Origin of the sequence: Beijerinckia sp. 28-YEA-48 (assembly GCF_900104955.1) — a bacterium.
In the GTDB taxonomy this organism is placed as follows: domain Bacteria; phylum Pseudomonadota; class Alphaproteobacteria; order Rhizobiales; family Beijerinckiaceae; genus Terripilifer.
The window spans coordinates 2,820,872-2,846,646 of record NZ_FNSI01000001.1 but is presented as its reverse complement, the minus strand read 5'-3'; the positions used below and the strand labels follow the sequence as shown (position 1 = coordinate 2,846,646).

At 57.0% G+C, this 25,775-nt stretch carries 21 protein-coding genes; 2 read left to right on the top strand and 19 right to left on the bottom strand.

What is annotated here, in order from left to right; translation table 11 throughout:
* The first annotated feature begins 101 nt into the window (after positions 1–101).
* Positions 102–1,013: a non-homologous end-joining DNA ligase gene (ligD, locus tag BLW50_RS13495; protein WP_090703163.1), complete on the top strand. Its 912-nt coding sequence runs from the start codon at positions 102–104 to the stop codon at positions 1,011–1,013.
* A 9-nt stretch (positions 1,014–1,022) separates the two neighbouring features.
* Positions 1,023–1,724, top strand: coding sequence for a hypothetical protein (locus BLW50_RS13490; RefSeq protein WP_090703160.1), 702 nt, complete (start codon positions 1,023–1,025; stop codon positions 1,722–1,724).
* Here the strand turns inward: BLW50_RS13490 and BLW50_RS13485 are convergent.
* The 19 genes from BLW50_RS13485 to BLW50_RS13370 all read right to left on the bottom strand — a co-directional run bounded on the left by BLW50_RS13485 (position 1,717) and on the right by BLW50_RS13370 (position 25,770).
* A complete protein-coding gene (locus tag BLW50_RS13485) occupies positions 1,717–2,028 on the bottom strand; it encodes a hypothetical protein (protein ID WP_090703157.1) in 312 nt (103 codons plus the stop codon). The two genes, BLW50_RS13490 and BLW50_RS13485, sit on opposite strands and share 8 nt — an antisense overlap.
* Positions 2,009–2,284 (bottom strand): hypothetical protein, encoded by a 276-nt coding sequence (locus tag BLW50_RS13480; protein WP_139267612.1) that lies wholly within the window; start codon positions 2,282–2,284, stop codon positions 2,009–2,011. Before BLW50_RS13480 ends, BLW50_RS13485 begins: the two co-directional genes overlap by 20 nt.
* 213 nt (positions 2,285–2,497) lie before the next feature.
* On the bottom strand, positions 2,498–2,845 hold the full coding sequence (locus BLW50_RS13475) for a hypothetical protein (protein WP_090703150.1): 348 nt from the start codon (positions 2,843–2,845) through the stop codon (positions 2,498–2,500).
* Positions 2,842–3,963 (bottom strand): N-acetylmuramidase domain-containing protein, encoded by a 1,122-nt coding sequence (locus tag BLW50_RS13470; protein WP_090703147.1) that lies wholly within the window; start codon positions 3,961–3,963, stop codon positions 2,842–2,844. Before BLW50_RS13470 ends, BLW50_RS13475 begins: the two co-directional genes overlap by 4 nt.
* A gap of 426 nt (positions 3,964–4,389) precedes the next feature.
* Complete coding sequence (locus tag BLW50_RS13455; RefSeq protein WP_090703139.1) at positions 4,390–9,888, bottom strand: phage tail tip fiber protein; 5,499 nt, start codon at positions 9,886–9,888, stop codon at positions 4,390–4,392.
* The gene (locus tag BLW50_RS13450; protein ID WP_139267610.1) at positions 9,870–10,874 is read right to left on the bottom strand and encodes a metallophosphoesterase family protein; all 1,005 of its coding nucleotides are present in this window, start codon (positions 10,872–10,874) and stop codon (positions 9,870–9,872) included. Before BLW50_RS13450 ends, BLW50_RS13455 begins: the two co-directional genes overlap by 19 nt.
* 1 nt (position 10,875) lies before the next feature.
* A complete protein-coding gene (locus BLW50_RS13445; protein ID WP_090703133.1) occupies positions 10,876–11,421 on the bottom strand; it encodes a tail assembly protein in 546 nt (181 codons plus the stop codon).
* Positions 11,422–11,670: 249 nt separating this feature from the next.
* A complete protein-coding gene (locus BLW50_RS13435; RefSeq protein ID WP_090703125.1) occupies positions 11,671–12,198 on the bottom strand; it encodes an NlpC/P60 family protein in 528 nt (175 codons plus the stop codon).
* On the bottom strand, positions 12,198–12,692 hold the full coding sequence (locus BLW50_RS13430) for a phage minor tail protein L (RefSeq protein ID WP_090703122.1): 495 nt from the start codon (positions 12,690–12,692) through the stop codon (positions 12,198–12,200). The genes BLW50_RS13435 and BLW50_RS13430 overlap by 1 nt, the downstream gene beginning before the upstream one ends.
* Positions 12,689–13,108, bottom strand: a complete 420-nt coding sequence (locus BLW50_RS13425; RefSeq protein ID WP_090703119.1) for a hypothetical protein — start codon at positions 13,106–13,108, stop codon at positions 12,689–12,691. Before BLW50_RS13425 ends, BLW50_RS13430 begins: the two co-directional genes overlap by 4 nt.
* Positions 13,101–18,557: a phage tail tape measure protein gene (locus tag BLW50_RS13420; protein ID WP_090703115.1), complete on the bottom strand. Its 5,457-nt coding sequence runs from the start codon at positions 18,555–18,557 to the stop codon at positions 13,101–13,103. Before BLW50_RS13420 ends, BLW50_RS13425 begins: the two co-directional genes overlap by 8 nt.
* A gap of 256 nt (positions 18,558–18,813) precedes the next feature.
* Positions 18,814–19,212, bottom strand: coding sequence for a hypothetical protein (locus BLW50_RS13410; protein ID WP_139267609.1), 399 nt, complete (start codon positions 19,210–19,212; stop codon positions 18,814–18,816).
* A 1,235-nt stretch (positions 19,213–20,447) separates the two neighbouring features.
* The gene (locus BLW50_RS13400; protein ID WP_139267608.1) at positions 20,448–21,248 is read right to left on the bottom strand and encodes a hypothetical protein; all 801 of its coding nucleotides are present in this window, start codon (positions 21,246–21,248) and stop codon (positions 20,448–20,450) included.
* A gap of 284 nt (positions 21,249–21,532) precedes the next feature.
* Positions 21,533–21,967: a hypothetical protein gene (locus BLW50_RS13395; protein ID WP_090703100.1), complete on the bottom strand. Its 435-nt coding sequence runs from the start codon at positions 21,965–21,967 to the stop codon at positions 21,533–21,535.
* Positions 21,960–22,853, bottom strand: coding sequence for a hypothetical protein (locus BLW50_RS13390; protein ID WP_090703097.1), 894 nt, complete (start codon positions 22,851–22,853; stop codon positions 21,960–21,962). Before BLW50_RS13390 ends, BLW50_RS13395 begins: the two co-directional genes overlap by 8 nt.
* Positions 22,853–23,305 (bottom strand): hypothetical protein, encoded by a 453-nt coding sequence (locus BLW50_RS13385; protein WP_090703094.1) that lies wholly within the window; start codon positions 23,303–23,305, stop codon positions 22,853–22,855. Before BLW50_RS13385 ends, BLW50_RS13390 begins: the two co-directional genes overlap by 1 nt.
* A gap of 64 nt (positions 23,306–23,369) precedes the next feature.
* Positions 23,370–24,089 carry a hypothetical protein gene (locus BLW50_RS13380; protein WP_139267607.1) on the bottom strand — a complete coding sequence of 240 codons (720 nt, stop codon included), beginning with the start codon at positions 24,087–24,089 and terminating at the stop codon, positions 23,370–23,372.
* Positions 24,090–24,094: 5 nt separating this feature from the next.
* Positions 24,095–24,520: a hypothetical protein gene (locus BLW50_RS13375; RefSeq protein WP_139267606.1), complete on the bottom strand. Its 426-nt coding sequence runs from the start codon at positions 24,518–24,520 to the stop codon at positions 24,095–24,097.
* Positions 24,521–24,570: 50 nt separating this feature from the next.
* The gene (locus BLW50_RS13370; RefSeq protein WP_090703082.1) at positions 24,571–25,770 is read right to left on the bottom strand and encodes a hypothetical protein; all 1,200 of its coding nucleotides are present in this window, start codon (positions 25,768–25,770) and stop codon (positions 24,571–24,573) included.
* Positions 25,771–25,775 lie beyond the last annotated feature (5 nt).

Here is a 25,775-nt window from a genome sequence, read left to right as displayed (position 1 = left end):
AAGCGGCCAGACACGATCGATTTGGTCGAGGACCATTCCCGTTTCTCGAAAGACAATCGGGGGCGTACCCTACGGATAAGGGGAAAACCGGACCTTTTCGAATGATCAAATGGGTCGAACCACAGCTGGTGAAGCTTGTTGAACACCCTCCCGAAGGTGAGGGTTGGGTCCACGAGATCAAGATTGATGGCTATCGTATCGCCGTTCTGATCGAAGACGGGCGGGTTCGCCTTCTAACCCGCAGTGGCCTCGACTGGACAGACCGGTATCCGTCCCTTGCGAAAGCAGCATCGAGGCTCAAGGTTAAGTCAGCATACATCGACGGTGAGATGGCTGCCCTGAACAAGGACGGGCTCCCGAGCTTCGCTCTGACGCAACAGGCGCACGAGAAGAAGCTACCGCTTATGTTCTATGCCTTCGACTTGTTGCATCTCGACAGCCGAGATCTGATGAAGTTCTCCCTCGGTGAACGGAAAGCGCTGCTCAAACCGCTGGTGCCGAGGAAGAGTGGCTTCCAGTACCACGATCATTCTACAGAACGAGCTGGGTTCTTCTTCCAGGCAGTCTGTGGCATGCACCTCGAAGGTATGGTCTCGAAGCGTATCGATGCTCAATACATGCCGGGCAACCGTGGGGTATGGGTCAAGGCGAAGTGCCTTAAGCGCCAGGAGTTCGTCATCACCGGGTGGACTGAGCCAGAAGGTTCGCGTCCTGGGTTTGGCGCTCTGCTGCTTGGCTATTACGACGGTAAAGAGCTGAAGGATGCCGGCCGGGTGGGGACAGGCTTCACGGACAAGGACCTGGTTGCGATCCTGAAGAAGCTGAAGCCATTGGAAATCGAGGAGACGCCACTGTTTCCCAGCAGGGGCAAGAAAGGTATACGTCGCGTCGAGCCGAAGCTCGTTGCTGAAGTGACCTTCATGAGCTGGGAGAAGGGCGGCGTGTTGAGACATTCAAGTTTCGTGGGGTTGCGAGACGATAAGCCGGCGAGGAAAGTTCGGCGGGAATTTTAGGGGCTGACGATGGGGTTGGGGACGGTAGGACCATTTGCGCAGGCCGCTGCTGACTTTGGGCATGTAATTTGGAGCGTTGGGTGGCGCGATCTTTTCAAAGACTTCGCGGGTCCTGTGGCCACAGTCACCGCTGCGTCAGTGGCGGCGAAAATAACGTACACTTTCTCGAAGGCTCAGCGAGATATAGCCCAACGGCAGGTCGAAATTAATACCGAGAAGTTTCGACACGACCTGTTCGAAGACCGCTTCAATGTCTATCATACAGTTGTTGATTTCCTCTATCAGATTGAAAGTCTAATCAAAGACGATCCCAATTGGACCGATAAATTTAAACCGTTCTCGGATGGAGTGACGATGGGTTCGTTTCTGTTCCCACATCTGAAGGAGCTATGGGAAATTAACGCGGAGAGAGCATCAAAAGTGGTTAGCGATGGTCAGATGATTATGAGCTACGAGAAGGATTTAAATAGCTACAGGATGAGATTGACGGCCTTAGAGTTAGAGCAAAACTTTAAAATAGGAGGGGGAATTGAAACCGCCGCTTCAAGGGCCGAGCGGGACGAGAAGAAAGCAAATATTGATGCCCAAATACTAAATACCGACCAAAAGCTCGTTGCCAGGCGTGAGGCGCTAGCTGCCCTCGTTAAGGAAATTCAGGCAGACCTTCCAAGAATAATGCAGAGTTGTCGGCCCTACCTCGAATTCAGGTAAGCCGTTTCCCCGCAGCTAGTCCGTGCTGATATGCGGCCTCGTCCTTCATCTGCCCCAACATCGCCCGCAGCGTAGCTGCCGTCTCCTCGTCCACTTCGATCTTCTTTTCCAGAAGATCACAAAGGCGATCAATGCCCTTCTCGAGCCTGTCGGTGTTGGATTCGGCGCGAGAGCCGAACATCTTCTGGAAATAGGCCACGAAACCCAGCACGATGCCGGCGATGACTACACCTGCTGAGAAGAAGATCGACGAGCCAGGGGCAAGTTTCTCTACAGCGGCCGGGTCAATGTTCGGCAGCTGCATTTTTGAACCTCCGATCGGCGGCGCCTGAATCGCCAAAAGCCAGCGCCAGGTTGGAGAACTCTATGATGATGATCGGAAGGAGGAGCCTCGAGTCGATCGTCGTCCAAACATAAAGGCTGTAAAGAGCCAGGAAGCCTCGAACGTGGTGCGTCCAGCGACCATACCAGGTGTCAGCGAAGGTGCCGTTGATCACCAGCGCGAGCAGACGCAGGATGCCGAGCGCTATAAAGTCGGTGGAGAGCAGGGCAGCCGACATAGCCCATTCCGCCCTACGCTCCATAAAGTGAGAGCTGATACCGTAAACTACGCGGTCGAGGAGCGTCATTTGTCGTCGTTCCTCTCACGCACGTCATCGTAGAATTTCGTCCACTGCTGAATCTTTGCGTTGGCTTCTCCCAAAGCGCCGAGAGTATCAGCGGCGTAGTTGCTCGCTGACTTGCCTTTCTTCGGGACCGGGGCTTGAACTGGCCTACGAAGCTCCGCGTCTTCCTTTGGTGTAGCCGCGACTTGCATCTTTGGCGATGTTGCGCAGCCGCCGAGCAGTATCAGCAGACATAGCGTCGTTGCGGCCAGGCGTGGCTTTAAACGCATCGATCTTCCCCTGAAGTTGGCGCATCGCAGCCTGAGCCTTCTCGCGCTCTTTGCTGGCGGCCTCGTTGATCTCGTTGGTGTCCTTGAGCTGTTTGGTGAGGGCCGCGTTCTTGTTTCGCAGGCTCTGCACTTCATAGTGCTCCGTCGCGCCCAGCCAGCCGGCGGAATAGATTCCGCCGACGACGAGGAAAGCACCAGCAATCTTCGCCCATGTCGGGATGATCACGCGAGCGCCCCCGAGCGATAGTTGCGGATCTGCGCGTAGATGAAGACACCGGCGACGGACGCCACGGCGAGCCCTGCGACGGTGACGAGCAGGAGCGGATGAGCCGCGACGATGCCACGGATCGGCTCGAGGATGTCCCAAGCCGAGACGACCTTGTCCTTCACTTCGTTGGCCTTATCCAGATACTCGCTTGCGGCCGAGAGACCACTGCCGCCGAGACCGATGCCGCCCGCGATCTTGGCAATGCCAAGGCCCTGAACGTCAGCGAACCCCGCTTTGGATCGAGCTTCACCAATCGGGCGCGGAGCGTTCGAGCCAAACAGCTCCTCACGCGTGGCGGGGTCGAGCTTACAGGTGAGCGGAAGACCGTTCTCGGTCTGAAAAGCAGAGATAGCCCCAATGGTGTTGGAGCCCCACTTGCCATCGACCTTGCCGACCAGGTGGTATCCGCGCTTCTTAAGCTGGGCCTGGACGGCCTCGATCTCCTCCTTCGACAGGTCGGTGACTACAGCAACCGGGCGGGCGGGAGCCTTCTTGAGCCACTTCTGATAAGCCTTGGCGAGTTTGACGTCGTATTTGTTCTTGGCATAACCCGCTCCATTCCATAGGCGGGCGCATGTGGCCCAGTCATGCTTTTTGATGGCATTGACGAGACCGGGTTTTGCTCGCATGAGCTTCGCGGTCTGGACCAGCTGGAGATCTGCACTATCCATCGCCGCGATGACCATGGCCTTCGCGGACACGTAACCCAGCTCTTCGTAGTTCTCGCCCATAATCTGGGTCGATCCCCAGGAGCAGGACTGAAGAGCAGCTTCGAGATCGATTTCAATCGCCTGCAGGAGGCGCGTGTAACTCTCTGAAGGGTATGGCTTGGTACCCTGTCTCGGATAAGCGAGACCCTCTGCTACAGCTCGCGCACGCTTATCTGAAGTGGGCAGATGCTTGTAGAACTTATGAGGTTCGAAGAGCATCGTCGGACGCCCTTTGGCGTCGAACGGCCCCTTTGGCGCCTCGACTTCCATGAAGGCACGAAGCGCTGCGACCTCGATACCGAGAGCCTTGGCGGTCTTCTCGACCGTGTCATTGGAAAGGGGAAGGGCTGCGCCCTGAAAACTCATCGTCAAGAGCGTGTCTCCGGTTCAGGTCTGGGAACGGGAGGCACGTCTCCGTACAGCTCCTTATAAGCTGCACGGATTTGTTCGATCAGCCATTCGCTGCTGGATTGCCCTTTGATACGGGCCAGGGACTCAAGCCGGAGGCGGTCCTCCGGCGTCCCGTACGCCATGATGCCGACCTTGCGTGCCATGGCTCAGTAGTTGGCGACTAGTCCTTTAGGGTTTTAGTAGTCGCTTTACGCCCTGTAGCTTTGAACCAGTACTCAACTTTGGCAGCGTCGGACATACCCAGAAAGTCAACGTCAGCTGGAATGAGGAAGCTACCCTTCTCGCTACCGAGAGACCATGAGACACACAGGTCAGTCGTACCAGTTGGGATAATAGCAGGAGCTTCGAAAGTGGGCTTATCCATGAGGGGGTCCTTTCAGTTTACCAGAAGCCAATCCACGCGAAGCCGGGAGCGCCGGCATTGAGAGCGTCTTCACCTAGAACAGTCGGACCATTCGGGCGCCGACCACCTGCGAAGCCATAACCAGGCTGTTTCTTACGGTTGACGTTGTCGAAACCCATCCGACCGTTGCAGTGGTGGTTGTAGTAGCCAGACGCCGTCTCGGGTGGGTTCGGGCCGGAGCCAGATTGGCTGCTCGTGTTCCAGCAGCTTGGGTGGACGTAGTTCGAACCACCCTTACCGTTGGTGCCACCGCCGCCATAAACTGAGCTACCACCGCCGCCGCCGCCAGCGCCTGCGCCTTGGCCAAAAGTGTTCTGACCAACGGAATTTGGCATGCCTCCAGTCCAACCGGGGGAATACGGGCCGCCGGGCGTGCCGTTCTGGCCCGCGTGACCAGCGCCGCCGCCGCCGGCGACCAGGATCTCTTCAAAGTTACCAGCGTCGTCGATGATGCGACCCAGGCAGGTTCGTCCACCACCTGTGGCGTGGTAGAGATTTCCAGGCTCGCCTCGACCAGCCTCGGCCCAACCTTCGAGAGTTTTGAGAACATCGAAACGCAGCGGCGAGGGAGTGAAGTCGGATTCCCGACAGTCCCCTGCTGATCCTCCGAACCCAACAGTTAGGTGGAAGCGCTGGCCTTCGGTGACAGAGAAATACCCCCTGACGTGCCCACCAGCACCGGCGTCATTTCCGGACCAGCATGTGCCGCCGCCGCCGCCCCAGAGCCACGCTTCCATGGCGGTGACCCCCGCCGGAACTTGGATATAGAATGGACGACCGAGGGCCCAGAAGTTGCCCTGACGATTCCAACGAAGGCCTGGGTCCCAATAAATCTGGTGAACCTCACCCATGTTACCGGCGCCGCTCGGCCAGGCGCTAATGCCTCCGGTCTGAGCAAAGCCACCGTCTGGCATAATGAAAAGTGACGGAATACCAGCGCCGCCGTCGAGCACTGCCGGATACTGCAGGGCATGATTCCAAGGCATAATCGGCGTGTGCATCCGTTCGCCAAGCGCATCCGAGACAAGCCGATCCCGTTTGAGCGTGAAGTTTGGATTGAGGCTTGACCCTGAGCTGAAATAAAACTCTCCACCACGGCGATAGGTGCCCGTGTCAAACGGAAGAACGCCACTCTCGATGTTGGCACCGGCGCCGAGTTCCAAGCGGCTACCTGCCACCATCTTGGTCGCGCGCAGCGTACCTTGGAAGTCGCCGTTCCGCGCCCGCAGATAGCTGGCGTTCAGGTCCATGTAGAGCGCATTCGGATCAGCGCCCTGGATGATACCTGCTGTCAGGATGCCGACGTTGCCAGTGATCGAGGAGAGAGACGTGACGCTCAGATGGTACGCCGAGATCGCGCCGCCTTGGATCGAAGTGCCCTGAGCCGTGCCCCTAAGCGCGACATTGTCGGCGTACATGTATCGGGTGGTGGATTGTTCCCAATGATAGACGCGGACCTTAGCAAATTTTGCACTCGCCGGAGGGGTAGTCTGACCGGACTTCAACGCATAGGTCGTAGTGAACGGCTGATTGCTGACCGGCTGGCTCTCGTTCAGAAGCGTGAGGCTTCCGTCGTACCAAAGAACCGCGAGATAACAGCCACCAATGCTCGCAGTGTCGCCCTTGACCATAGCCGACACTTCAAGGGGCACGCCCGCTGCGACCGGGATCAGCTGGGTGTAATCGATGCGCATACCGTTGATGCCGGTCGTCGCTGCAGTGCGGTCGAGACGGACCGCTTTCGAGCCGCTTGCGCTGTCCACTGAGATCGTGGTTCGGGCCGGGAACTGGGCCGACCAATTGAGCAGATCCGCCTCGAAGTCGCCGTTTACGACGAGGTTCGCCATCTGGCTGTTGATCTTCAGCGCATTGGCCGAGATGCTGCCGTCGAGGAACAGGTCGCCATTGATGCCCACCGACATGTTGCCTGCAACGGTCGAGGCGACGAAGACGGGAGACAGCTTGACGGGATTTGTGCTGTTATAACTCGGGATGATCGAGAAGCGATCAGCTTGGACAATGAAATCCGACTCAACAACACCGTCGTGGGTAGCTTGCGCGAGACCGAACCCGGAGATGATGTTCTTCGGTCCAGCGTTCGTCGTCACCTGGGTCTGGATTCTAACGTTCCAGGTGCCGTAGGTCTCCTCTTCCAGAGCCGCGACGCGAACCGCAGTCGGAGCGATGGTGCTGATCTCAGTCTGAAGATCCGTCGAGAGTTTGGTATAACTGACCGAGTTCGGAACCAGCCCCGAACCGACGACCGACTTCTGGTCCGAGAAAGGTGACAGCGTCCCATCGAACGTGTCGTAGAAGGCGACACGGAAGTAGAGCGTCTGGCCTTCTGCGATTTCCCTGCGGACCGTGATATCTGGACCTTTATAGATCAGGGTTGTCGGACTGGGTGTAAAGCCATTGGTGGTTGAGGCATAGACGGCCATACCAGCGATGTCGGAAGACGCAGGACGCTGCGCCGACACGTAGGCCATGAACATCCCTTGGGTGACCGAGACGTCAGCCGCAAGCGGAGCCACCGGGAGGGGGTTGGAGCACAGGAGGAGGTTGCGCGGCGAAACGAACCCAGCTGCGTCGACCGCACGGACCTCGACATTGAAGTTGCGCTTAGGTGTTCCCCAGTCGATTTCGTTCAAACCATAGGAATAGGTCCAGGTCGTATCGGTGACGAACTCCTGACGCTTGACCGAAGAGTCGGCAGGGTCTTGAACCTGAATGCGGTAGCGAACGACGTAGGGGTCATTAACCGAGGCGTCCCAAAGGAAGACCGGATCGCGGCCCGTGAACACACCGGCGGACAGGGAGTTCTGGATGCGCAAGTTCGTCGGGGCAGTAACCAGTCGGACGCTCTCATCACCAGCAACGATGTGCTCGAACCTGACCGGCGGGCTCTCGTTGCCGTCAAGACCCACGGTGACGAGTGCGAACTGATATTTGGCCGGCACGGGCGCAACGATCGTGTACTGGTTCTGACGGGTCTCAGTCAGAAGGTCTAAGTCACCACCGTTGATCTGCTGATAAAGCCGCGTCTGGCGGGTCAGCGGACTGCCTGACGGCGTCCACGTGATGTCGATGTAATGTTTGCCGTCCGTCGTACGCGGCGTGATCCGGACGTCAGTCGGAGGCAGGAGCTGCGTGTTGACGTTGCCCGTTCCAATCGGCTCGATAGGGTCGTAAATCCCGTCGACGTAATCCCACTTGTTGCGGTTGACCTCGAGGGCTGAGATCGACACGTTGTCGGGATCGCCGTCCACCTCCTCAATGTCGGTAACCCGCCATGCCTTCGGTGCGCCGATACCCGACGAAGACTCGATTGAGAAGGTACAGTATTCCGGCAGGGTGTAAGCCAGCGGGGTTGCGAGCTTCAGCTGCTTGGTCGAGCCAGTGCTGGTGATGAGGTTGTGTTCAATGATCCGGAACTTGCCGCCGTCCGGGACCGAGAACTTCACCTTGTAGGTAAAGCCAGCTTCGAAATACAACGGGTCGCGCAGCGCCAGAGTAGTGCTATTCACGACGGAGTTGATACGGCCTGACAGACCGAAGCCGGAATCTGGATCGGCTACTAGAATGATGCCATAGAGGTTGACGTAAAGCCCCTGACGGTTCGTCTTGAAAGTGACGATTGTCTTTTCCGTCAGCGAGGTTGCCAGTCGGAGACGGGCTCGCTTGACCGCTTCCGTTTCGTCGGTACAGCCGACTGCGACGAACTCCTCCGGATTGCGTCCGTAAGTGTCGATGTGCGTCTGGTCGTAGATACGGCGACGGTCCTCGATCCAGCCGTACAGCTCGTTCTTAAACGAAACGGTGATGTCGTTCTTACGCGACGTGATGTCCGTGAAGGCGTAGGTAAAAATCCCTTCACCGACGTTCTCAGGCGTGAACAGATGCTCAGCTGGTTGATCTTTGTAGTCGAAGATGACGGTCGCGTAGCCGTCGCCACGATCGATATACTTTCCGCCTCCGATACCGCAGACGTAATCGATCATCTCATTGAGGTTGCGAGGTTCGGTAATCCAGTCGTTGTAGGTGAAGCCATGGGCGTCGCAGTGCTGACCGAAGGCATAGAAAGCGAACTTGTCGGCTATCACCTGACGATAGGAGGCGACGCCATATCGGGCATTGGTCACCAGGTCGTAAGCGCACCAAGCCAGATTGTTCGAGTAGGCGAACTTGAAGGTCCCATCCCAGATCCCGGTATAGGTGCGCGCGTCCGGGTTGTAGTTGTTCGGGACGCGGATGATGCGCCCCTTACATTCCGAGAGGAACTCGGGGACGCTGGAAAACTGGTTCGAGGCCTTGATGGTTAGATGCGCCAGCATCAGGTCGTCGTAGACCACCGGATTGGCCGTCAGCTCCTGGAAGCTTTCAAACAGAATGTCGCAGAAATATTCAGTGGTATTCGGCAGCGACAGCTTGGTGACACGGACGTCGAACGGCTCACTGATGCGAGGGACTGCGAACCGCAGCTCCTTCACATAAGGAACGGACGTCTTCCCGTAGATTTCGACGATACCGGGTGTGGTGATCGGGGGCTGAGCCCAATCCATATAATCAACCCAGGCGGAACCGTTCCAAGTGTAGGCCACTTCGGTCGAGCGACCCATGGTGCCTGTCGGAGCCACCCAGAAATCATACTGTGTCAGGGGGGCTGGAGCGGCTCCGTCCACGAAGCCGTGATAGACACGGCGCACAATACCGCCGTCGTTCCATTCCCAATAGCTGTAGCCCGGTGTGACATTGTGGGTGGCGCCGCCGTAGGCTGCCCAGGTGACGAGGTTCCAACCGTAGGGGCGGTAGTTCTCCGAACTGTTGAGCCAGACTGCCTGTGGGATTTCCGGGACACCAGGCATAACGGATTGGAGGTAGATTTTACGGAACGCCGGATTGACGCTGTTGTTCTTCTGGTTGTTGGCCGCATACGCCATCCATTGGAACACGTCGGTTCCGAGCTGCTGATAAGGCGGCGGCGAGGTCGTGGTGTAAGCTGACTGCCAGACCGACGAGGAGTGCGGCTTGATTTCGACAATGAACGCGCCGGATGCGGCGAACGTGCCGTTCTTGTTGGTAGCCAGCAGCCGGTTGTAGACGATACGGAGTTCAAGGAAGTCAATGTTCGAATATGTGCCTGAACGCGTGACCGGAATGTGTGTCTCGAGTTCGACACCGACGTTCGTGGAAGCGCCAAAGCCGCCGAGTTTTGGGACGATGGGCGTTGCGGGGCTATCACCGGTATAGAGACGAAGGTCGAAGTTGCCGATGTTCGGCTTATTGTCGGTGTCTACAAGGGGGGTACCGCCGACGAAGAAGGAGCGCGCACCGTTTGCGAAACCGACGCAGGGACCCTCAGAGAGTGCAAGAACGATTTCGACGCTATCGTCGCTCTTAAGGGTATCGGGGGTGTTGGTCTGAGTATCAGAACCGCCACCGAGGGATTTGTTACCTCTTAACGCGATTGTTCCCACTTGAGTCGTTCAGCTCCTTCAAAGGGGTCGAATTCCCAACGGATGAGGTTGATGTCGGAAGCTTTGGGATCGATGATCGCCACCGGACAATTGTAGAGGTCCTTGGCAGGCAGCCCGAGTTCGACCGGGTACTCGTCGTACTTCTTGTACGAAGCGACCTGCAGCGCTGACCACATCTTGTGAGTTCCGGCGTGAACGCCGTTCGAATAGCCGGAGACGTGCTTGTCACCACCGACGTAGATGTCAGCCTGGCCGTCCAGGGTTGCATATTTCATCTGGCCGAACTGGGTCGCATACATGCTGTTGCCAGGAAACTTGTGGCGCGCATGGATGAGGACCTCTCGTCCATTCGGGAAGACCAGCTTCACGCGCTGCTCGTGCGCCGTGACGATGTTGCACGTAGCCCGGAACGTGTACTGGAGAATGTCTTCTTTGCCGTTCCACATGTCGTGATTGCCGAGCACGTAGAACAGAAAGCGATGGTTCTCCGCATAGTGTTTGATCAGGGCCTGTGTTTCAGCGCCGGTGATTGCCTGCTTGTCGAATAGAGCGGTCAAGCGGCCGACCCAATTGTTGAACAGGTCGCCCATGAAACCGAGATACAGGCCCTTTCTGGAACCATCGAACAGCGCCGCATGCTGAAAGAATTCGCGAAGATCGGTGCCGTCGTCATCAAGGTGGCCATCACCCTGAAATCCAACGCCGATGGTCTGGTTATTGCGCAGGTAGACCGTACGGACCTTGGCCGCTTCGGTGTGTTTCTTCTTGGTGTCAAACCGGGCTGAACGTGCTGCGATCAGCTCTTCCACATCAATACTGGGTGGGAGCGGTTCGACGTCGTACCCGTCGTCTCCCACCTTGGCCAGCAGTCGGCGCAGGCTTCTCTCGGATGTCTGCACCCCCAAAGATCGAAGGTCTCGTTCGGCCTGGCGGATGCTCCCTGATTTCTCAACAATGGAGCGGACGTTGTCGATGGTGGGCTGCAAATCAGACCTCGGCGGCGGAGATGTTGAAGGAAAGGTAGTGGCCGCCGATCTGCGTCTTCCCGTACAGGATGGGAATACGCCGACCGATATCGACCGTGTTTTTGGGGGAGCCGAGGTAGTGGCCTTTGACCTCCTCGGAGTTTTTGTCATCTCGTTTCGGAGCCGCAATGAGTTGCAGAACGCCGCCCAACAACATGAGGAGGCCCATCTTCAGGAGCAGCGAACCGATGACCGGCATACCCATGAAGCTCGCCGCTGCCGCCGCAACCAGCAGCACGGCACCGATGATGATCTGCAACCAACCACCGCTCTTGCCGCCGATGAAGGCCGGCATGAGATGAATCTCTTCGCGCGGGTTGGTGGAGAACAGCTCCTCGATTTTGTGACACCCTGCGACTTGAACGCATTGGCGGCCCTTGACCGCGTTGGGTGCGAAAGCAGGGAGTTGGCTGGTGACTATCTTGATGGCTTCGGCCGGTGTTTCGGCTTCTACCTCGATCGGGTCTGCTTGCAGTTTTCTCAATGATCCATGGAAGTGGACCGTCATTCGCACTGAAGCAGCTTACCCTCTTCTACAAAATACTCGGCAGTGCCGTCTGTGCCGACGATATAGTGCCGCCAGTCGGGGTAATTCAAGAAGGTATGCATGTCCCCTACGGAGAGGTTGTTGTCCGAGCCAGGGTGGGTATGCCATGAGGCAAAGGTGCGATCTTCGTACTGAAGGAGGTCCATACCATCAATCTCGAAACCAGCCTCTGGCTTCTCGCACACGTTCTCCAGCTCGATGATAGTACCATCACTCAGTACGAGACCGATCCGCTCTTTGGGTCCCAATGACCCCGCGAGGAAAGTCTCGAGCGATTTTTTCTCGAATACCATCGGGTAGCAGCTCCATGACGTCCATTGTGTGGTGTTCTTCCTCGAGGACCACGTCCTTGTGGCGGAGGATGGCAACCATCGCGTTCCGATACGCGGGGCGGAAAGGTTCCTCGACGGACAGTTTGCCGAGCATGTGATGCAAGATGTTCCCGCTTGGCAGGATAACGGCTGCGTGGTTCGCGATAGGGGACCGAATGGCCATTAGGACAGCATCACCGGGCTTCCACTGCGCGGGGTGTTCTTGAGCAGGAGACAGAGGACGGAAGCCCTCGTTGGTGAAGTTCTCGACATACAGGTTGAGGTTGTGGTCCCAGAAGTCCATCGGGCGCGCATAGTTGCGTAGCTGGATGCCGAAGTTGTCCTTGTAGAACTCGCGCACCAGTCCGTAGCAGTCGGTGGAGCCGAGTTTGAATGTGCGCCCCAGAAGATGTTGATATTGAATCATTATTGGATCTTCACAAATGGGAATTCGGGCGGGATAAACATGCGAGCCGGAATTTTGAACTCAGGTCCGTCCGTATAGAGCCTCAGCTCACAGACCAGTGCCTGGTTGGCGATCAGTTGCGGGATACGGCCGATGTACCAGAACGATGTGTCCGTCAGGTTGCTGTTAGCGAGAATGTGCTGCCGCAGAACCTTGTGACGGGTAACCGATGCTCCGTCGAAGTGACCCGCAAAGACATAGGGATTGTAGATGCCGTACGGATTCGCCAGTGTGAGGGAAGGGCGAGGCTTCTCACCACTCGCGTTCTGGGCGATGCTGGACAACTTGAGCGCGTTGCCCTCGTAATCTTTGCCCTGCCACGTCACAGTGGGGCCATTCGTGAGGTAAAGCGCAACCGGGGTTGGGGTGCCAACAAGGCTGATCTCAAAGAGATCGACGGGAGCGTCGGCGGTAAGTTTGACGGATTCTTCGACGTGTGAAGCAGGTATCGTCATAGTGGTTGCAATATAAGTTCTACATCGAAACCTTCAACCTGATGTCCACGAGAGCCAGTCACCTGATCCACGATGATCTTCTCGGTCATGGGCATCATTTCTGGCAGTGGCTTGTTGAAACGGACAGTTACCAAACCTCGGCGCCAGTGCTTGTAGTTGAAGGGTGTGAACATGCGCACCTCTTCATAGAACTCCTGCAATAGGACGATGTTGAGTTGGGGCTTCGTGTAGCGATCGATCTGCTCGTAGAGCGTCAGCCAGTGAAACATGGCATCAAAACGAAGCTTGAAGATCATTTGATCGGGGCCGATGGGGGCTGAAGCGAAGGAGTAGCCACGGCCATATTGGACGATCTTACTCGACTCCGGGTACCGATCCGAGATCTTGTGATAGGGAAAGTCAAAAAGCTTAGCCACCCATTGTCACCTTCTTGATGAGTTGCTTGATCTGACCACCCGCTTCAGCGTTCTGAACGACAGCTGCGACGATGTCCTTCGGACCCGGAGGCGGAACCTGATCCTGTGCCACAACCCAGACGTTGACTTCGTCCTTGGTCGTTTTTCCCAACGAGGGGGCAGCAATTGGGGCCTGGCTGATACGCCGGTTGCCAAGAGTATTGAGCATATCGAGGTTGCCACGACCGATCGCGTCGACGGCCGAGTTGCGCAGGATATACTCACCCGGCCGGGCGAGGACGGGGACAGAGTCACGGTTGGTGTTGTAGGTACCAAGCGCGGCACGGCGCATAGCGGGCACCATACCGCCCTGGTTGAAGCCGAAGGCAGATCCTATTGATCCAAAGATGCTGCCCGAACCACTCGAGAACATGTCGGTAAACATCTTGAGGAGCTGTTTGGTAGCCGCATCGGACACGATCTTGATCATGGTCTGGAGGATGTTTTGACCGAAGGCGCGGAATGCGTCCCCTGCCGTCTTGGTGCCAGAGGCGAGATCCGTGAACAGTTGGCTCATGGAATTGTCCATGCCCTTCAAGGCCTGGTCCCAGTACCCCGCCATTTGCTCGGTGAACGTTTTGAAGTCACCGTTGGCCTTGAGCATGCCCGAGGATTTAAAATAGGAGTCGGTACCAGCTTTGAAGGCTCCTGAGAGGGAACCCTCTGAACTACGGACCTGAGCGTCTACATCACCCTTCTTTTGGAGACGGCCACGTTCCCTCTCCAGTTCGTTGCGACGGGCAAGCAATTCGTTGAGTGTCTGCTCATCTCCAAGACCAAGCTCCTTCGCAAGGCGGATTTGCTCGTTTATCGCCTCAATCTCAGCGGTCTTCTCTTTGATAGGATCTAGAATTTCCAGCTGGCGCTTGGTGAGGTCAATGGCCTTCTCCAGATCACTAATTGAGCCGAATCCCGGGATCGCCTTTGAGCTGTCGCGCTCGTACAACTCCTTCAGCTGATTAAGGCGATCCATCTCTTGCTTGGCCTTGGTGAGTTCCTTATCCCCCACCGTTGAAGCATAGCCCTGACCTTTTCGATCCAACTCCTGGGCATACTTGTCCTGAATTTGCTGACGACGGTGTTCCTTCTCGTCCTGCGAAAGGTCCTTAAAGGCTGGGTCATTCTCAAGCTGAGCCAGCTCACGCTTCATCATTGAAGCGAGACCTGTGACAATTTCGATCAGCAGACGCCGGGCTTCTGCTGGGTCGATGGTGTTCTTAAGCGCAGATTCCTTGCTCTGGATGTCCAGACGGTTAACCCGAGAATCCTTCGCGTCGAGAATTGCCTGCGCCCTGAATCTGCGGTGGGCCTCGTCCTGGATATCTTTCTGTTGTTGTGTCTCCAGCTCCCGCGTTCGGGCGGCTTTCTGGTTCGCCGTTTCCTGGTCTGCCATCTGCTTGGTAGAGTTGCCAAAGTTCGCAGCCTTCGCCTGTGAAGCACGGAAGCCTTCCGTGAGAACCTTGACGAACTCCTGCGCCGTCATCGTGTCGGTCTGACCAACAAGCCGGTCTGGTAGATTCATCGAAACCGCATCGCGGCCAACCACGGATTTGGCCAGCGCGTTCGGGTTACTGAGGAGGTCAACTGCCCCTTTAGGACCCTGCTGCCATCCGAGGTAGCGATCCTCGTCGCTGATTTCGCGATCCGGGAACGCCTTCCGAAGCGAACCTTCAATGACTTTGATGTACTGAACGAACCGCGTGACCTGCTGGTCGACGTCGTACATGTTGCCGCCACCGAGACCCATCCAGGTCTTGGGCATAAACTGGAAGAGACCCGTCGCTCCCGAGCCACGTTCATTACTAACGTTCGGACGCCATTGGCTTTCGTGCTGTGCAAACGAAAACGCCGTACCAGCTCGGTCGGAGGCACCAATTGCCTTCAGAGCATCAAGAACCTGTGCCTGCACGGTGCCTGGACTGACCTTGGAGGGGTCGATGATGACGTTGTTCCGCTCCCCCTTATTTGCTTGGATGGCGGCATCAATATCTATCCCCTGGTGCAGGACGCCCTTCAGCTGGTCGAACAGTTTGTTGAGCGTCTCAAGAAGTTCCTGAGCCTTCTGTCGCGTAGTAGCGGGATCTTTCAGCTCTCGTTCGATAGCAGAGATCTGACTTTCCAACCCATCCTTCCTAGACGTGACGAGTCTCTTCGCATCCTGAAGGTCACGTTCCGTGGTACGACGACGAAACTCGGCAAAATCCTGAGCCGTCTTGGCCGCTTTCGCATCATTTTCGCGACGAAGTTCTTCTAGTCGTAGCTGCTCGTCGGAGTTGAGAATTCCGTTAATCTGATCCTTGGCGCCTCTGCGGAGGAGCTGTTCGTCCACTTCCGCAAGTTGCTTTTCACGCCCCGTGACGTAAGCCTGAAGGGAATCGATTTCGGACTGACTGCGGCTCTTCTGAGCCCTACTCGAAGCGGTAGCGATTTCTGCCTTGAGACGGCTGCTCGTTTGCTTAAGTTCCGCTTCCTTCATCTTGTTCGCGGCTTCAGCAGCACTGTTCGTCTGATCGATTACACCCTTGCCAACAGAAATGATGCTATCTCTCAGGCCTTCCAGGGCTTGGCGAATAGCCTCCGGCGAGAACCCCTGACGTGCGAACTCCTCCGCGAGGGCCTCCGCGTCGTCCATCAAAGCGCGCGACTGAGCTTGGGTGTTATTGGACAAGTCGGCAAGACGCTTTGCCCGCTCGGAGATCGTGTAGCTCTGGTTCCCCATAACGCTGCTGTACCCAGCGCGGAGGTCCTTATACTGATCTTCGCGGTTCGCAGAGAGACGCTGAAACAGTTCGCTGCTTTGGATAGTTTTGACCTCTGCGCTTCTCTCCGTGCTCTGCAGGTCGATGCCTTTGCCCTGGAGGTTCTGGAGACGCTTGGTCTTCGCTTCGAGGTCGGCATAAAGCTGGTCCAGCATCTTTAAAATACTGGACGTCTTATCATCGCCTCTACCCTCGAAGCTTTTGCGGAGATCATTGATCAAACCCACCAGCGGTGCGGTTTGGCCACGTACGTCTGATGTGTCGATCTGGCTCGTCGGCTTGTCGAGGAAGTCAAAGACCTTCTGGGTTTGGTCCCCGATCCCGGCCGACGCAAACAAGCGGTTTCGACGAGCCCGGTTGGTGCTGCGGTACTCTGCGTCGGATTCATCCGACTGCTGTGTCATCAGAGAAATTTCTTTCTTCTGGTCCACAACACGACGGCGCAACGTTTGAGGGAGTTCCTTCGCTAGTTCCCCGCGCAGCTTGCGTAGGGCTTCGATTAATACGTCAATGTTGTCCGAACTGGATGAAACCGAAAGGCCAAGTTCCTTGAACGCCTGCTGTGCTTCGATGATCGCCGTACGACGGAGCAGGGGATCGTTGTTCAGCTTTTCACGACGAGCCGACAGGTCATCGATCATTCGACCGGCGCCGGAAATGTTTGTCTCGATTGTCTGCTGTTTCTCCTGCAGCTCGTTCAGCGTCCCCTTAAGCTTGTCAAGGTTGGCTTGGGTGTTATTGATGTTGGAGCTGAAGATCGAAATCGCAGCGAGAGCGGCTGTCGACGCAATCGCGCCTACTGCGAAGAGAGGGTTGGCCAGCATGGCAACCTGCACGGCTCGCAGCGCAGCGACTGCCCCCAAAGCTAAGGTGGGGAGGCGGGAGAGCAGGGCAGAGATTGAGGCGAAGCCCGCGACAACCCCAGAAATCGCTCCCGAGGCAACGATACCAGCCAGGGCCGTTCCCATGACAGGGAGAACGAAGCCCAGCTGATTGACAACCCCGAGCATACCCGAGAGGCCGTCAACCACCTTCTTCAGAAGTTCGACTAGTGGTCCGAACGCCTGCGATAGGATGGCAATGGTGGTGTTGCCTAGTCGGGTGAAGGCCGCGTATAGCGACTCCGACGCCTTGGCTGCACCAGTGCTGGCCGCATCCGTAAGCAAAAGACTTTGCTGCAGCTGTTTGACGGTCTCCGATTGGCCGGCGAGGGCCGTAAAGGCCGAGGCGGCGCGAAGGTCGAGGGAGCGGAGCGCTTCGGCCGAGCCGAAGCCCTTTGCACGTAGGTTATCGAGTACGCCGACCAGGCCGTGCGTCTTGATGTCGATGTCGGACAGGGTGACGCCCAACTGGTCCATGACGTTCTTCAGCTTCTCACTAGGCGACAGCAGGTCCTGGATCAGCTGACGAGTACCGGTGCCGAGGGTAGAACCGCTCCGGATACCAGCTTGAGCAAGGCCACCGAGAATGGCAGAGAGTTCGGTGAACGAAACGCCGGCTTCCTTGGCAACGTTGGCTGAGTAAGAGAAACCAAGCTGAAGCTGCTGCATCGTCAGCTTCGTTTTGTTCAACGCCGCCGTCATCACGTTGGCAATGTCGACTGCTCGGCTGGCATCAAGATTATAAGCGCCGAGAGCCGAGGCGACGGCGTCTACGGCCTCCTTCAACGGCGCACCGGCGGCGGTGGCCAGAGCGGTCACAGCGGGGAGCGCCTTCACCACACCGGAGGCGGACAGCCCGGTCTGACCGAGGGTGGTAGCGACTTCCGTCAGCTCGGAGACAGAGTACTTACTGGTCGAGGCGAGCTGTAGGAGGCCCTGTTGGAATTTGCCCATTTCGGCGTTCGACGTTTCCGTGATCGCCTGAAAGCGTTTCATCGCGTCGTCAAGATCAGCAACCCCGAGCACGGCCTGCTTAATGGCATAGAAACCTGTGCCGATGGCCGCATAGTCGGAAAAGGTCTCGAAGCGCGCGCCAAGGCGCTGGCCGAAGGTGGACTTGTTCGAGGCTCGCGCTGCCTTCTCGGCTTCAGAGGCGGCCAGATAATCCGCGCCAGAGCCATACTTAGCGTACCGGTTGATGGATTGGATCTGGCGGGCTTCCGACGCAATGGTGGCCGCCTGAATGGCTTCGGGGCTCGTGAACTTGGCGATTTTCTGGGCTGTGCGGAACGAAGTTTCGTTGAGCCGCGCCTTCAGCATCTGGTCAGTAGTATCCTCCAGACGCTTGCCGATCTTGAGCATCGTCTCCTTGAGACGGGCCGCGATCTGTTCCCCAGAGCTGTTGAGAGCCGTCTCAATGGCTTTGAAATTAAAATTGACAAGACCTGCGTCGCGAAGCGTGCCCCCGGTAGGTGAGGCACTGTCGAGGATGGACTTCCTCGCAATCCCTTCCGCCTTCTGGGTGGACTTGAGGTCGTTGAGTTGGTTTCGGAGCGCCCGAGTCTGCTCGGACGTCCGCTTGACCACCATCTCCAGGTTCTTGAAATTCTCTGCGAGCCCTTTGGCTTCCTGCGTCGAGGCTGTGAGGCCTGCCGCCATTCCCGCAATGGCGGCGACCATCTTGTTCAGCTGGGCAGCGGCATCGCCGGTCTCGCGGTTGAGGTTTCCCAGGTCGAGATCAACACCAACGTTGAGATCGTTATCAGCCACTATGCATACCTCGACGCGTCAAAGTTCTCGGGCCCAGTGACGATATTGACGTTTCCGCCACCAGAAGTGCTGCTTCTACCTCCGTCCTTCGTTCCGAATATTTGACCTGCAACGATTTGAAGGCTCTCTGTTACCGAGAACACCCTCGCTAACTCGGTCTGGATGTGCAGATCGGTCAGTCGTTGCAGGTCTTTCAATGTGTGGGACCAATAGACTGTGGCGAGACTTGAAGGCTGAACCTTCAAGGTCAGCACGATCAGGTCTTCGAAACTTCGTCCGCGATAGAAATCAATGAGGAGTTGATTTCCTTCAAAGTCTCTTTTTTGCTCAACGCCAGCTTCGATCTGGAGTTGAGCTGTCGTACGAAAAAATCGAGGGTGTGCTCCAACACCCAGTCGAGAAGCCGCTCGATCTCTTCAGGAGAAATGCCAGGGGGGTCGAAACTTTCGACGTCAACGGTGGGGCGTCCGAATGTCGTGCGAGGTACCAGCGCGCAGGTCACCAGAGCCATGACGAGCCCCTGGATTTCGGTGACGCGGGCGATATTTTCGGCGCTACCAATCAGCTGCGCGCACTGGTCCTGGAGACCGAAGCTCATAAAGACTTCGACCTCTCCGTCCCCCTCTTTCTTCAGATGAATTCTGGGTTCAGCCACAAATACCTCCGGGTATGACTTCTCGGAGGATTTGGGGATAGTGAGAGGTACCAACATATAGGTGAGGGAGAAAGTTCAGCGTCGAGGTGGATTGACCCGGTGAATCTCGGTCCTATATCCTCGGATTGGGCTGAACGAGTGGGGGTAATAAGTGAGAAAAGGAATTGTAGCCTGGACTTTGGGTCTGGGGGTGGTGCTGAGCACGACCGTAGCTCAAGCTGGACCACCTGTGCCTCGAGACTTCGGTGGTGACCTAAACAGGGCTGCTTTGAGCATTGGTTCGCCCGCCCGCTTCGTGCCAACAACCTGTAAGTCCGACCACGCAGCTTTCTGCAGATTCAACACCGGTAAGGTAACTCTGACAGCCATTGTCAATCATCAGCAAGTGGATGTTACGTCCACAATGATCACCGGTATCTCTGAACGGGCGTTATTGAGCCCGTATCAGCGCGGGGTTGTGGTGGACGTTGGCCGAGTGATGGTGCGTGCGCTTTCTAGTCGAGCGGATACGGGCATTGTTCAGAGGGCCTTGGATCGCTTTTTTGCTCTTGGCTATGCGAACGGGTCGGCCGCATCCGCTGGCGTTACCGTGTATGTTAGCCAGAGTAAGAAGGATAGGACTTGGAGCGTGACCGCGCACGCCGAATGACGCTGCTTGGGGCCAATCCCTTAGGAGGGGCGGATTGTATCGACGGTACCGTAATCAGAACCCGAAAACCGCACCTTACCGAGTTATTCGGGAGCGTCAGGAGGGTATCGTTGTTCTAGCCTGCTATCACATTGCGCCAGATACTGGGGAGCTGCATCAGCAAAGGTGCTTTCGCTGTTTGAGTCCTGAAACGAAGTATGACCAGTACGTCGAACTACCCAGAGCCGTTGTTGACCGACTACCGAACGTCTCTACAAAGGCTGTTAAAGCTGACACGTTTCACGATCTAAAACACACAGGGCAGACGGCTGAAGAGTGTATAGCTAACTCGTTACCTTTAAACGTGGTAATTCCGTACAAGAAGACAAAGGCCTTTGTCTACAATGTGACGGCGACCCCTACTGCCTTCAATGACTACCTTACGGCGTATGATGTGCTTCCTTTGATCCGGGATCAAAAATGGTCATGTGTACCGAAGCGGCTCTGGCCCGGGGATATCGTACTTTTCTTTTGAGTCTGAAGGACAGAATATAGACAATAAAAAACGCCCCGGCAGGGAGGTGGCTGCCGGGGCGCGTAGAGCGTATTACGGCCAGAGGACCGACATACGCTTGACAAAGTCCGCGTTGTAGCCCGGATCGGTCGGGAGCGGGACATAAGGCGTGAATTCGAACGGCAAGTTGTGGAAGTTGTCGTTCGCGAACTTCATCGAGAAGCCCTTCGTGATCTTGATCTTGGGGAAGATGATCTGAACGGGGCGCTTGTTGGCGATCATGGTACCGGTGATGCGGCACGCAAGCGGGGCGTTGGCAGCATCAGGGTTTGCGTCGATCTTGTTGAAGATGCCCGCGCGGCCATTGGCCGTCGAAAACGACATCCCCGTGGGGACAGCATAGCCGGTAATCGTGACCGTGGTGTTCGTCGAGTACGCAGACGAGAGCACCTTGAAGATATGCAAGTAATCGTCGGTGCCTTCCTGCAGGTAGCCCCATTTTCCCGCCTGGAAAGTGGTCGTCTGATCACCGGTTAGGATGAAGGTCGTCGCTGCAGCGGCCACGGGGGCCTGCAGCGGAAGCGGCGCCGGCTGGGTGGCGAACGAGGTCGGGGAGCTGGCGTCCAGCGAAAGACCATAGGCGATGTTGCGCGCGGTGAACTCGTAGACTTCGGCCGAGCATTTGATCTGCATATCGTTGGCGGCGGAGAAAGCCACGTCGTTCTGGATGCCCTGGGTCAGCTCGACCAGCTGCGGGCTGGACTCGCAGGACACGTTCTTGACGAGGCCGAGAGAGTTGTCATTGACGTTGAGCTTCAGAAGATCAGTCTGCGGACCCACCATTAGGGTCGCGACAGAAAACATAAACTGTTCGGTTTTTGCTGTACCAGCCATGTAGCCACTCCGAAGGAAAGGGCAAAGAATTCGCTGGCTTGCAAATGGAATCGTGGATTCCCACCTACAACGAGTGGCGTGTTATGCCGTGTTACAGGAGATGATGGTGACGGAAGAGACCGTGTTTATGTCGATCAGGGTGCCCGTTCAGCTCCGGGAGATTATCCGGGCACGGGCTCAGCAGAACCTGCGCACCAGCTCAGCTGAAGCACTCTTCTTGATCGAGTTGGGTCTGACGGCTGGGGATGAGGATATGCGACGGCTGGTGAAGCTGGCCGAGTTTATCAATCAGGAAGGTCACCAGTCACCGCTGTCCCCGACACCGTAAAGACATTCCTGACCTCGGCCCGAACTACCGGCATTGCTGAGGTGCCTTCCACCATAGTAGCTACTCCGATCTTGTCCGCGTTGGCGTCCAAAAGATCGAATTGCATTCCCCCCTTGAGCCGCTTGAGCAAAACGTCGACGAAATCCGTCGTGCGGAACATGTTGGGGTCATTGATCGTCGAGACCGAGATACCAAAGACGATATCGTAGAGCCCACCGTTCTCAGTCATGCCGAAGCCGCTGATGCCAATCAGGTCCGAAGCGGGTAGTTTCTGAAAATCGGTGTGTCCGTCCCAATCGATGTACTCGAGTGGGTTCCCGGTTGGGTTCTGGAGACCAGATACTGCGTCCATGACCGCACGGATCAGGGAGAGGCGACAGGTCTTATACATTTTTGAGGGCCTCGCTGACTCGTTTGCGGACGCTGGTGACCATTACATGGGGGTAGCGTCGCAAAGCCCAATAGGAGACGGTGGCGTCGACCCAAGGGCGCTTGGGCTCCTCCTTCTGTCCTTTGCCGACACCAAGCTTGTAGGCGACGTCTGCCCCTAGCTCCTCGACACGGTTCTTGAGGTAGTTTCGGATCAGGACATTGTTGATGTCCTTGCCATCGAAAACCTGGCCCTGGATGAAGGCAGCCCGTCCGCTGACCTTGCCAGTGGTGGCCAAAGTCGGTGAAACGTTCAGGACATTGTTCTTGTCGAACGATAGCTTGATGCCTGGATGGAGGATGTCCTTGAACATACCCGGTAGGCGGGAGTTCAGGGTCTTCTTCAGATCCCCGGAGAAGACATAGAATGTCGTGTCTCCACTCTTCTTCTTGATCGTCTTGGGTTGTAGCGGCTTCCAGGACACCACGCTGCGGCGTTTGTCCAGGAGCGAGGAGGTGAAGCCAGAGGGGGCGACATCATCGAGGCTCAGATGCAGATCACGAGCGGCCATATTTCGGTTGGCGACGTGGGAGGACTGGCGACTGGTGAAGAACTGGATTGCCTTCCTGGTGTATTCCTCCAAGTCGTTGTTCAGATCGGCAACGATCTGATCCCTGGAGGCCATGATGGCACTGCGCACCTTCTGGCTTGCTATCCCCCCAGCGATCGTCATCATCCAGTTCTGCAGTTCCTGCTGCACCTTCTTGTTCTCAGAGGGCTTGTCGGCTGAGATCTGGTAGCTGGACAATCTCTGTTGCATGGCCTTGATGGCCGCGTTGTCAGCAGGGTTCGTGTTGCCCGCTCCTCGACGGCCAACACGGAGACTGAACCTGATGTTGACAGCCATCAGGTGATCTCCAGGACGGACACCCCGAAGACCTTGGTTAGACGGGACACACGCTTGCCATCGACGTAGTCGTTCAGCTGGACGGGCGCACCGGTAACCACCCGGACCCGGTCGATGCCAATGTGGAGGACACGATCGACCTCTTCTCGACCATAGAGTTCGAAGCTGACCCAGATATTGCCAAGCGGATCAACCTTCTCCCCCTTCTTTAAGCCTGTGATGAGGTCCGTGACTTCCGACATGCGGCCCCAGGCTACCTTTGCGGTCATCTGGAATAAACGGAAGCTGCGCCGGAGATCGGCCCGCTGGTCATGTTGAGCCAGGAGGAAGGTCCGCTTTTGAGCGTCGGTGAAGGTCTGCCCGACCGAGACTCGCTCCTTGGGCTTGGTATGGAGGACGAACCGGGGTTCCAGAAAGGTTGTGGTATTGGCTGCCCCGTCGTCGAGGGGCATCAACGTCCCCTCAAACTTGAGACCGGTTTCGGAAGTCAGCCATTCGCGGAAGCGGGCCGAAGTACTACGCACCTGTGATCACATCCGTTGGTTGGGTCAGGACGACCAGGGTCGGGTCGTCGATCTCGATGCCAGCGGCACTATCGAGGGCTTCTAACTTCATACCTTGGACCCGAGCGCGCAGGGCATCGAAGTCGATGCCACTTTTGTAACGCTCAAACTTCTGGACACCATCCGTGTTCACAGCTGCGGCACGTAGCTCAATCGTGTTCAGGCAGGGTAGAGCAGCTTCGCAGACAATTGCCTGATTGAGCGAGAACTCTATGAGAGTGCCAGAGGACAGGCCAACGTCCAGAACGGCCTGAGTAACCTCACTCTCAATCTGGAAATAAGCACGGACAATATCGACCTCCTCATCCCGAAGCTCGTCTGGCGTCAACGCCAGCAGGGTGCGGACAGCATCCGCGTTGGCGGAGGTATTCAGGAAGGGGAGGACACGGTAAGTCTGCCGGGAGGTGTGGGAAACACCATCGGTCTGCCAGTCGAGGACGACTGTGCGGCGCTCGAAACGTGCAGGAGCAGTAATCGTATGGTCACTGGGCGCGAGCGGAACGATTACTTCCGACTGCATCGCCGCCGTGGTGATGGCAGTTGGACCAGATATCCGCGCGCCATTGCCGCCATACAGAGACCATGTGACGCTGCCGACATCGGCAGGCAGAGCCCCAGTCGGGCTCTGCAAGAGGAAGGAGATGGATGCGGCGGTACCGACCAACACATCCACGCTAATCAACCCTTCGGGAGGCTGAGTTTGCCTCGACCCTTGGCTTCCGCCTCGGCTTTAGCCTTCGTCTCAGCCTCAGCCTTGAGGCGGGCAGCTTCATCAGCTTCGGCCTTGAGGCGGGCGGCCTCTGCAGCCTCATCAGCCTCAGCCTTCAGTTTGGCAGCTTCCTCCGTTTTACCCTGAACGGGGAATTCAGCCACAAACGCTGCGATGGCCAACTCGATGTCGCCCTTGCTCTGTTCGACAGTGTCGCGCCAGTCCGCATCCGTGGCGTCGTTGTTGACCTCTGCCACAACATGGGCCTGATTGAGGGCAATCCTCTGACCGATGAAGGACGAATTGGGTACGCAGGTGTAGCCTTCGTGCCGAATGACCGCCCCCGTCATGGGGTCCATAAGCTGGAAGTTGCCGGCGGTTTCCACCAAAATCATAGTTCGCTCCATATGAAAGAGCCCCGGCTCGCCGGGGCTCAATGTTGCCTTTAGGCGGCGTAGTTGAAGATTTCGCGGGTATCACCAAAGACCAGTCGGTAGCCGGTGACTTCGGTCTTGTAGTAGGAGACCGTCTGGTTGCCGACCGCGCGGTCTGCTTCTTGGATCATGGAGCCCGCTTCCTTCAGCTCTTCCAAGGTCTCACCCTTGGTCATGCCGATCAGCTGGGTGTTGGCGGCCGTCGAGGACAAGGCAAAGTTCACCTGACCGTTGAGGATCGGTACGCCGCCGATTTGGAAGCCGGAACGCGCGAGGTTTTCGGCTGCCGTCCGATCCCGATTGTCGGAGATCGGCAGGGCGAACATGAGCAGCCAGTCCACATACGCGTCCCAGTTACCGACGACCGTGTCCAGTGGAACGCCGGCCTTGGCACGGGCCACAAACCACTTCAGCAGGTGCTTGTAGCTCAGCTGACTGTTCGTGGAGTTGCCGATGTTGACACCGTTGAAGGCCGACTGGTTCACGACGGGGGCGGCGGCTTGAACGCCATCACCGTTGATGAGCAGGTTGGTCGCATGTCCGACCTTCGACATTTCGAGTTCGCGCGCAATGCGGTTGGCGTACGGCGTCAGGAGGTCAAGACGGGCGCGACGGCTGAATTCGTACGAGGTACGATAGCCGCCACCGATCTTGTACATCTTAACGCTGTGATCGCTTGTACGGATGGAGCGAACCGGAATGTTGGCCATTTCCGCGATGACGCCTGTACCCTGGTAGTCACCCGGCTTGTCATCGACCACTGTCGTGATCAATTCGGTACCGTTAATCGTGCGAGACGAAGCGACGAGGGCGCCGACGTTCTCGATGTTGTCCTGGCGGTATTTCCACTGGACGAGATCGTCGACGACTTCCGGGAACAGCGCGCGGGTGCCCGGATAGGTGTTGAACGTGTCCGACGCAAGGTCGAGCACAATGCCGCCGTCGAAGTCGTCGTTCAGCGGCAACTGGAGGTAAGCCAGCGCGGCCTCGTAGCCATTCAGGCCTTCGTACTTGTCTTTTTCGTTCGACTTGGACGGGTCGATGGCGAGGCGGAGGTAGTCGCGCATCGCGAGACCGTACTTGGCCGCTTCCGAGAGCAGCTTCTGGCCGGCGTCTCGGGAGTTATGGGCGTTGTCGACACGCAAACCGCCCAGGAGTTCTTCCGGAGCAACGCGCTGGATCGAAGTCAGCGGGTGGATGATCGAAGCCATAAGAT

Coding starts and splice junctions, on each gene's coding strand:
- BLW50_RS13435 (WP_090703125.1), bottom strand. CDS start 12,198: ATGATTCAATATCAACATCTTCTGGGGCGCACATTCAAACTCGGCTCC.
- BLW50_RS13390 (WP_090703097.1), bottom strand. CDS start 22,853: ATGGCTGTCAACATCAGGTTCAGTCTCCGTGTTGGCCGTCGAGGAGCG.
- BLW50_RS13485 (WP_090703157.1), bottom strand. CDS start 2,028: ATGCAGCTGCCGAACATTGACCCGGCCGCTGTAGAGAAACTTGCCCCT.
- BLW50_RS13375 (WP_139267606.1), bottom strand. CDS start 24,520: ATGATTTTGGTGGAAACCGCCGGCAACTTCCAGCTTATGGACCCCATG.
- BLW50_RS13480 (WP_139267612.1), bottom strand. CDS start 2,284: ATGTCGGCTGCCCTGCTCTCCACCGACTTTATAGCGCTCGGCATCCTG.
- ligD (WP_090703163.1), top strand. CDS start 102: ATGATCAAATGGGTCGAACCACAGCTGGTGAAGCTTGTTGAACACCCT.
- BLW50_RS13430 (WP_090703122.1), bottom strand. CDS start 12,692: ATGACGATACCTGCTTCACACGTCGAAGAATCCGTCAAACTTACCGCC.
- BLW50_RS13370 (WP_090703082.1), bottom strand. CDS start 25,770: ATGGCTTCGATCATCCACCCGCTGACTTCGATCCAGCGCGTTGCTCCG.
- BLW50_RS13400 (WP_139267608.1), bottom strand. CDS start 21,248: ATGGCTGGTACAGCAAAAACCGAACAGTTTATGTTTTCTGTCGCGACC.
- BLW50_RS13470 (WP_090703147.1), bottom strand. CDS start 3,963: ATGAGTTTTCAGGGCGCAGCCCTTCCCCTTTCCAATGACACGGTCGAG.
- BLW50_RS13445 (WP_090703133.1), bottom strand. CDS start 11,421: ATGACGGTCCACTTCCATGGATCATTGAGAAAACTGCAAGCAGACCCG.
- BLW50_RS13490 (WP_090703160.1), top strand. CDS start 1,023: ATGGGGTTGGGGACGGTAGGACCATTTGCGCAGGCCGCTGCTGACTTT.
- BLW50_RS13395 (WP_090703100.1), bottom strand. CDS start 21,967: ATGTATAAGACCTGTCGCCTCTCCCTGATCCGTGCGGTCATGGACGCA.
- BLW50_RS13385 (WP_090703094.1), bottom strand. CDS start 23,305: ATGCCCCTCGACGACGGGGCAGCCAATACCACAACCTTTCTGGAACCC.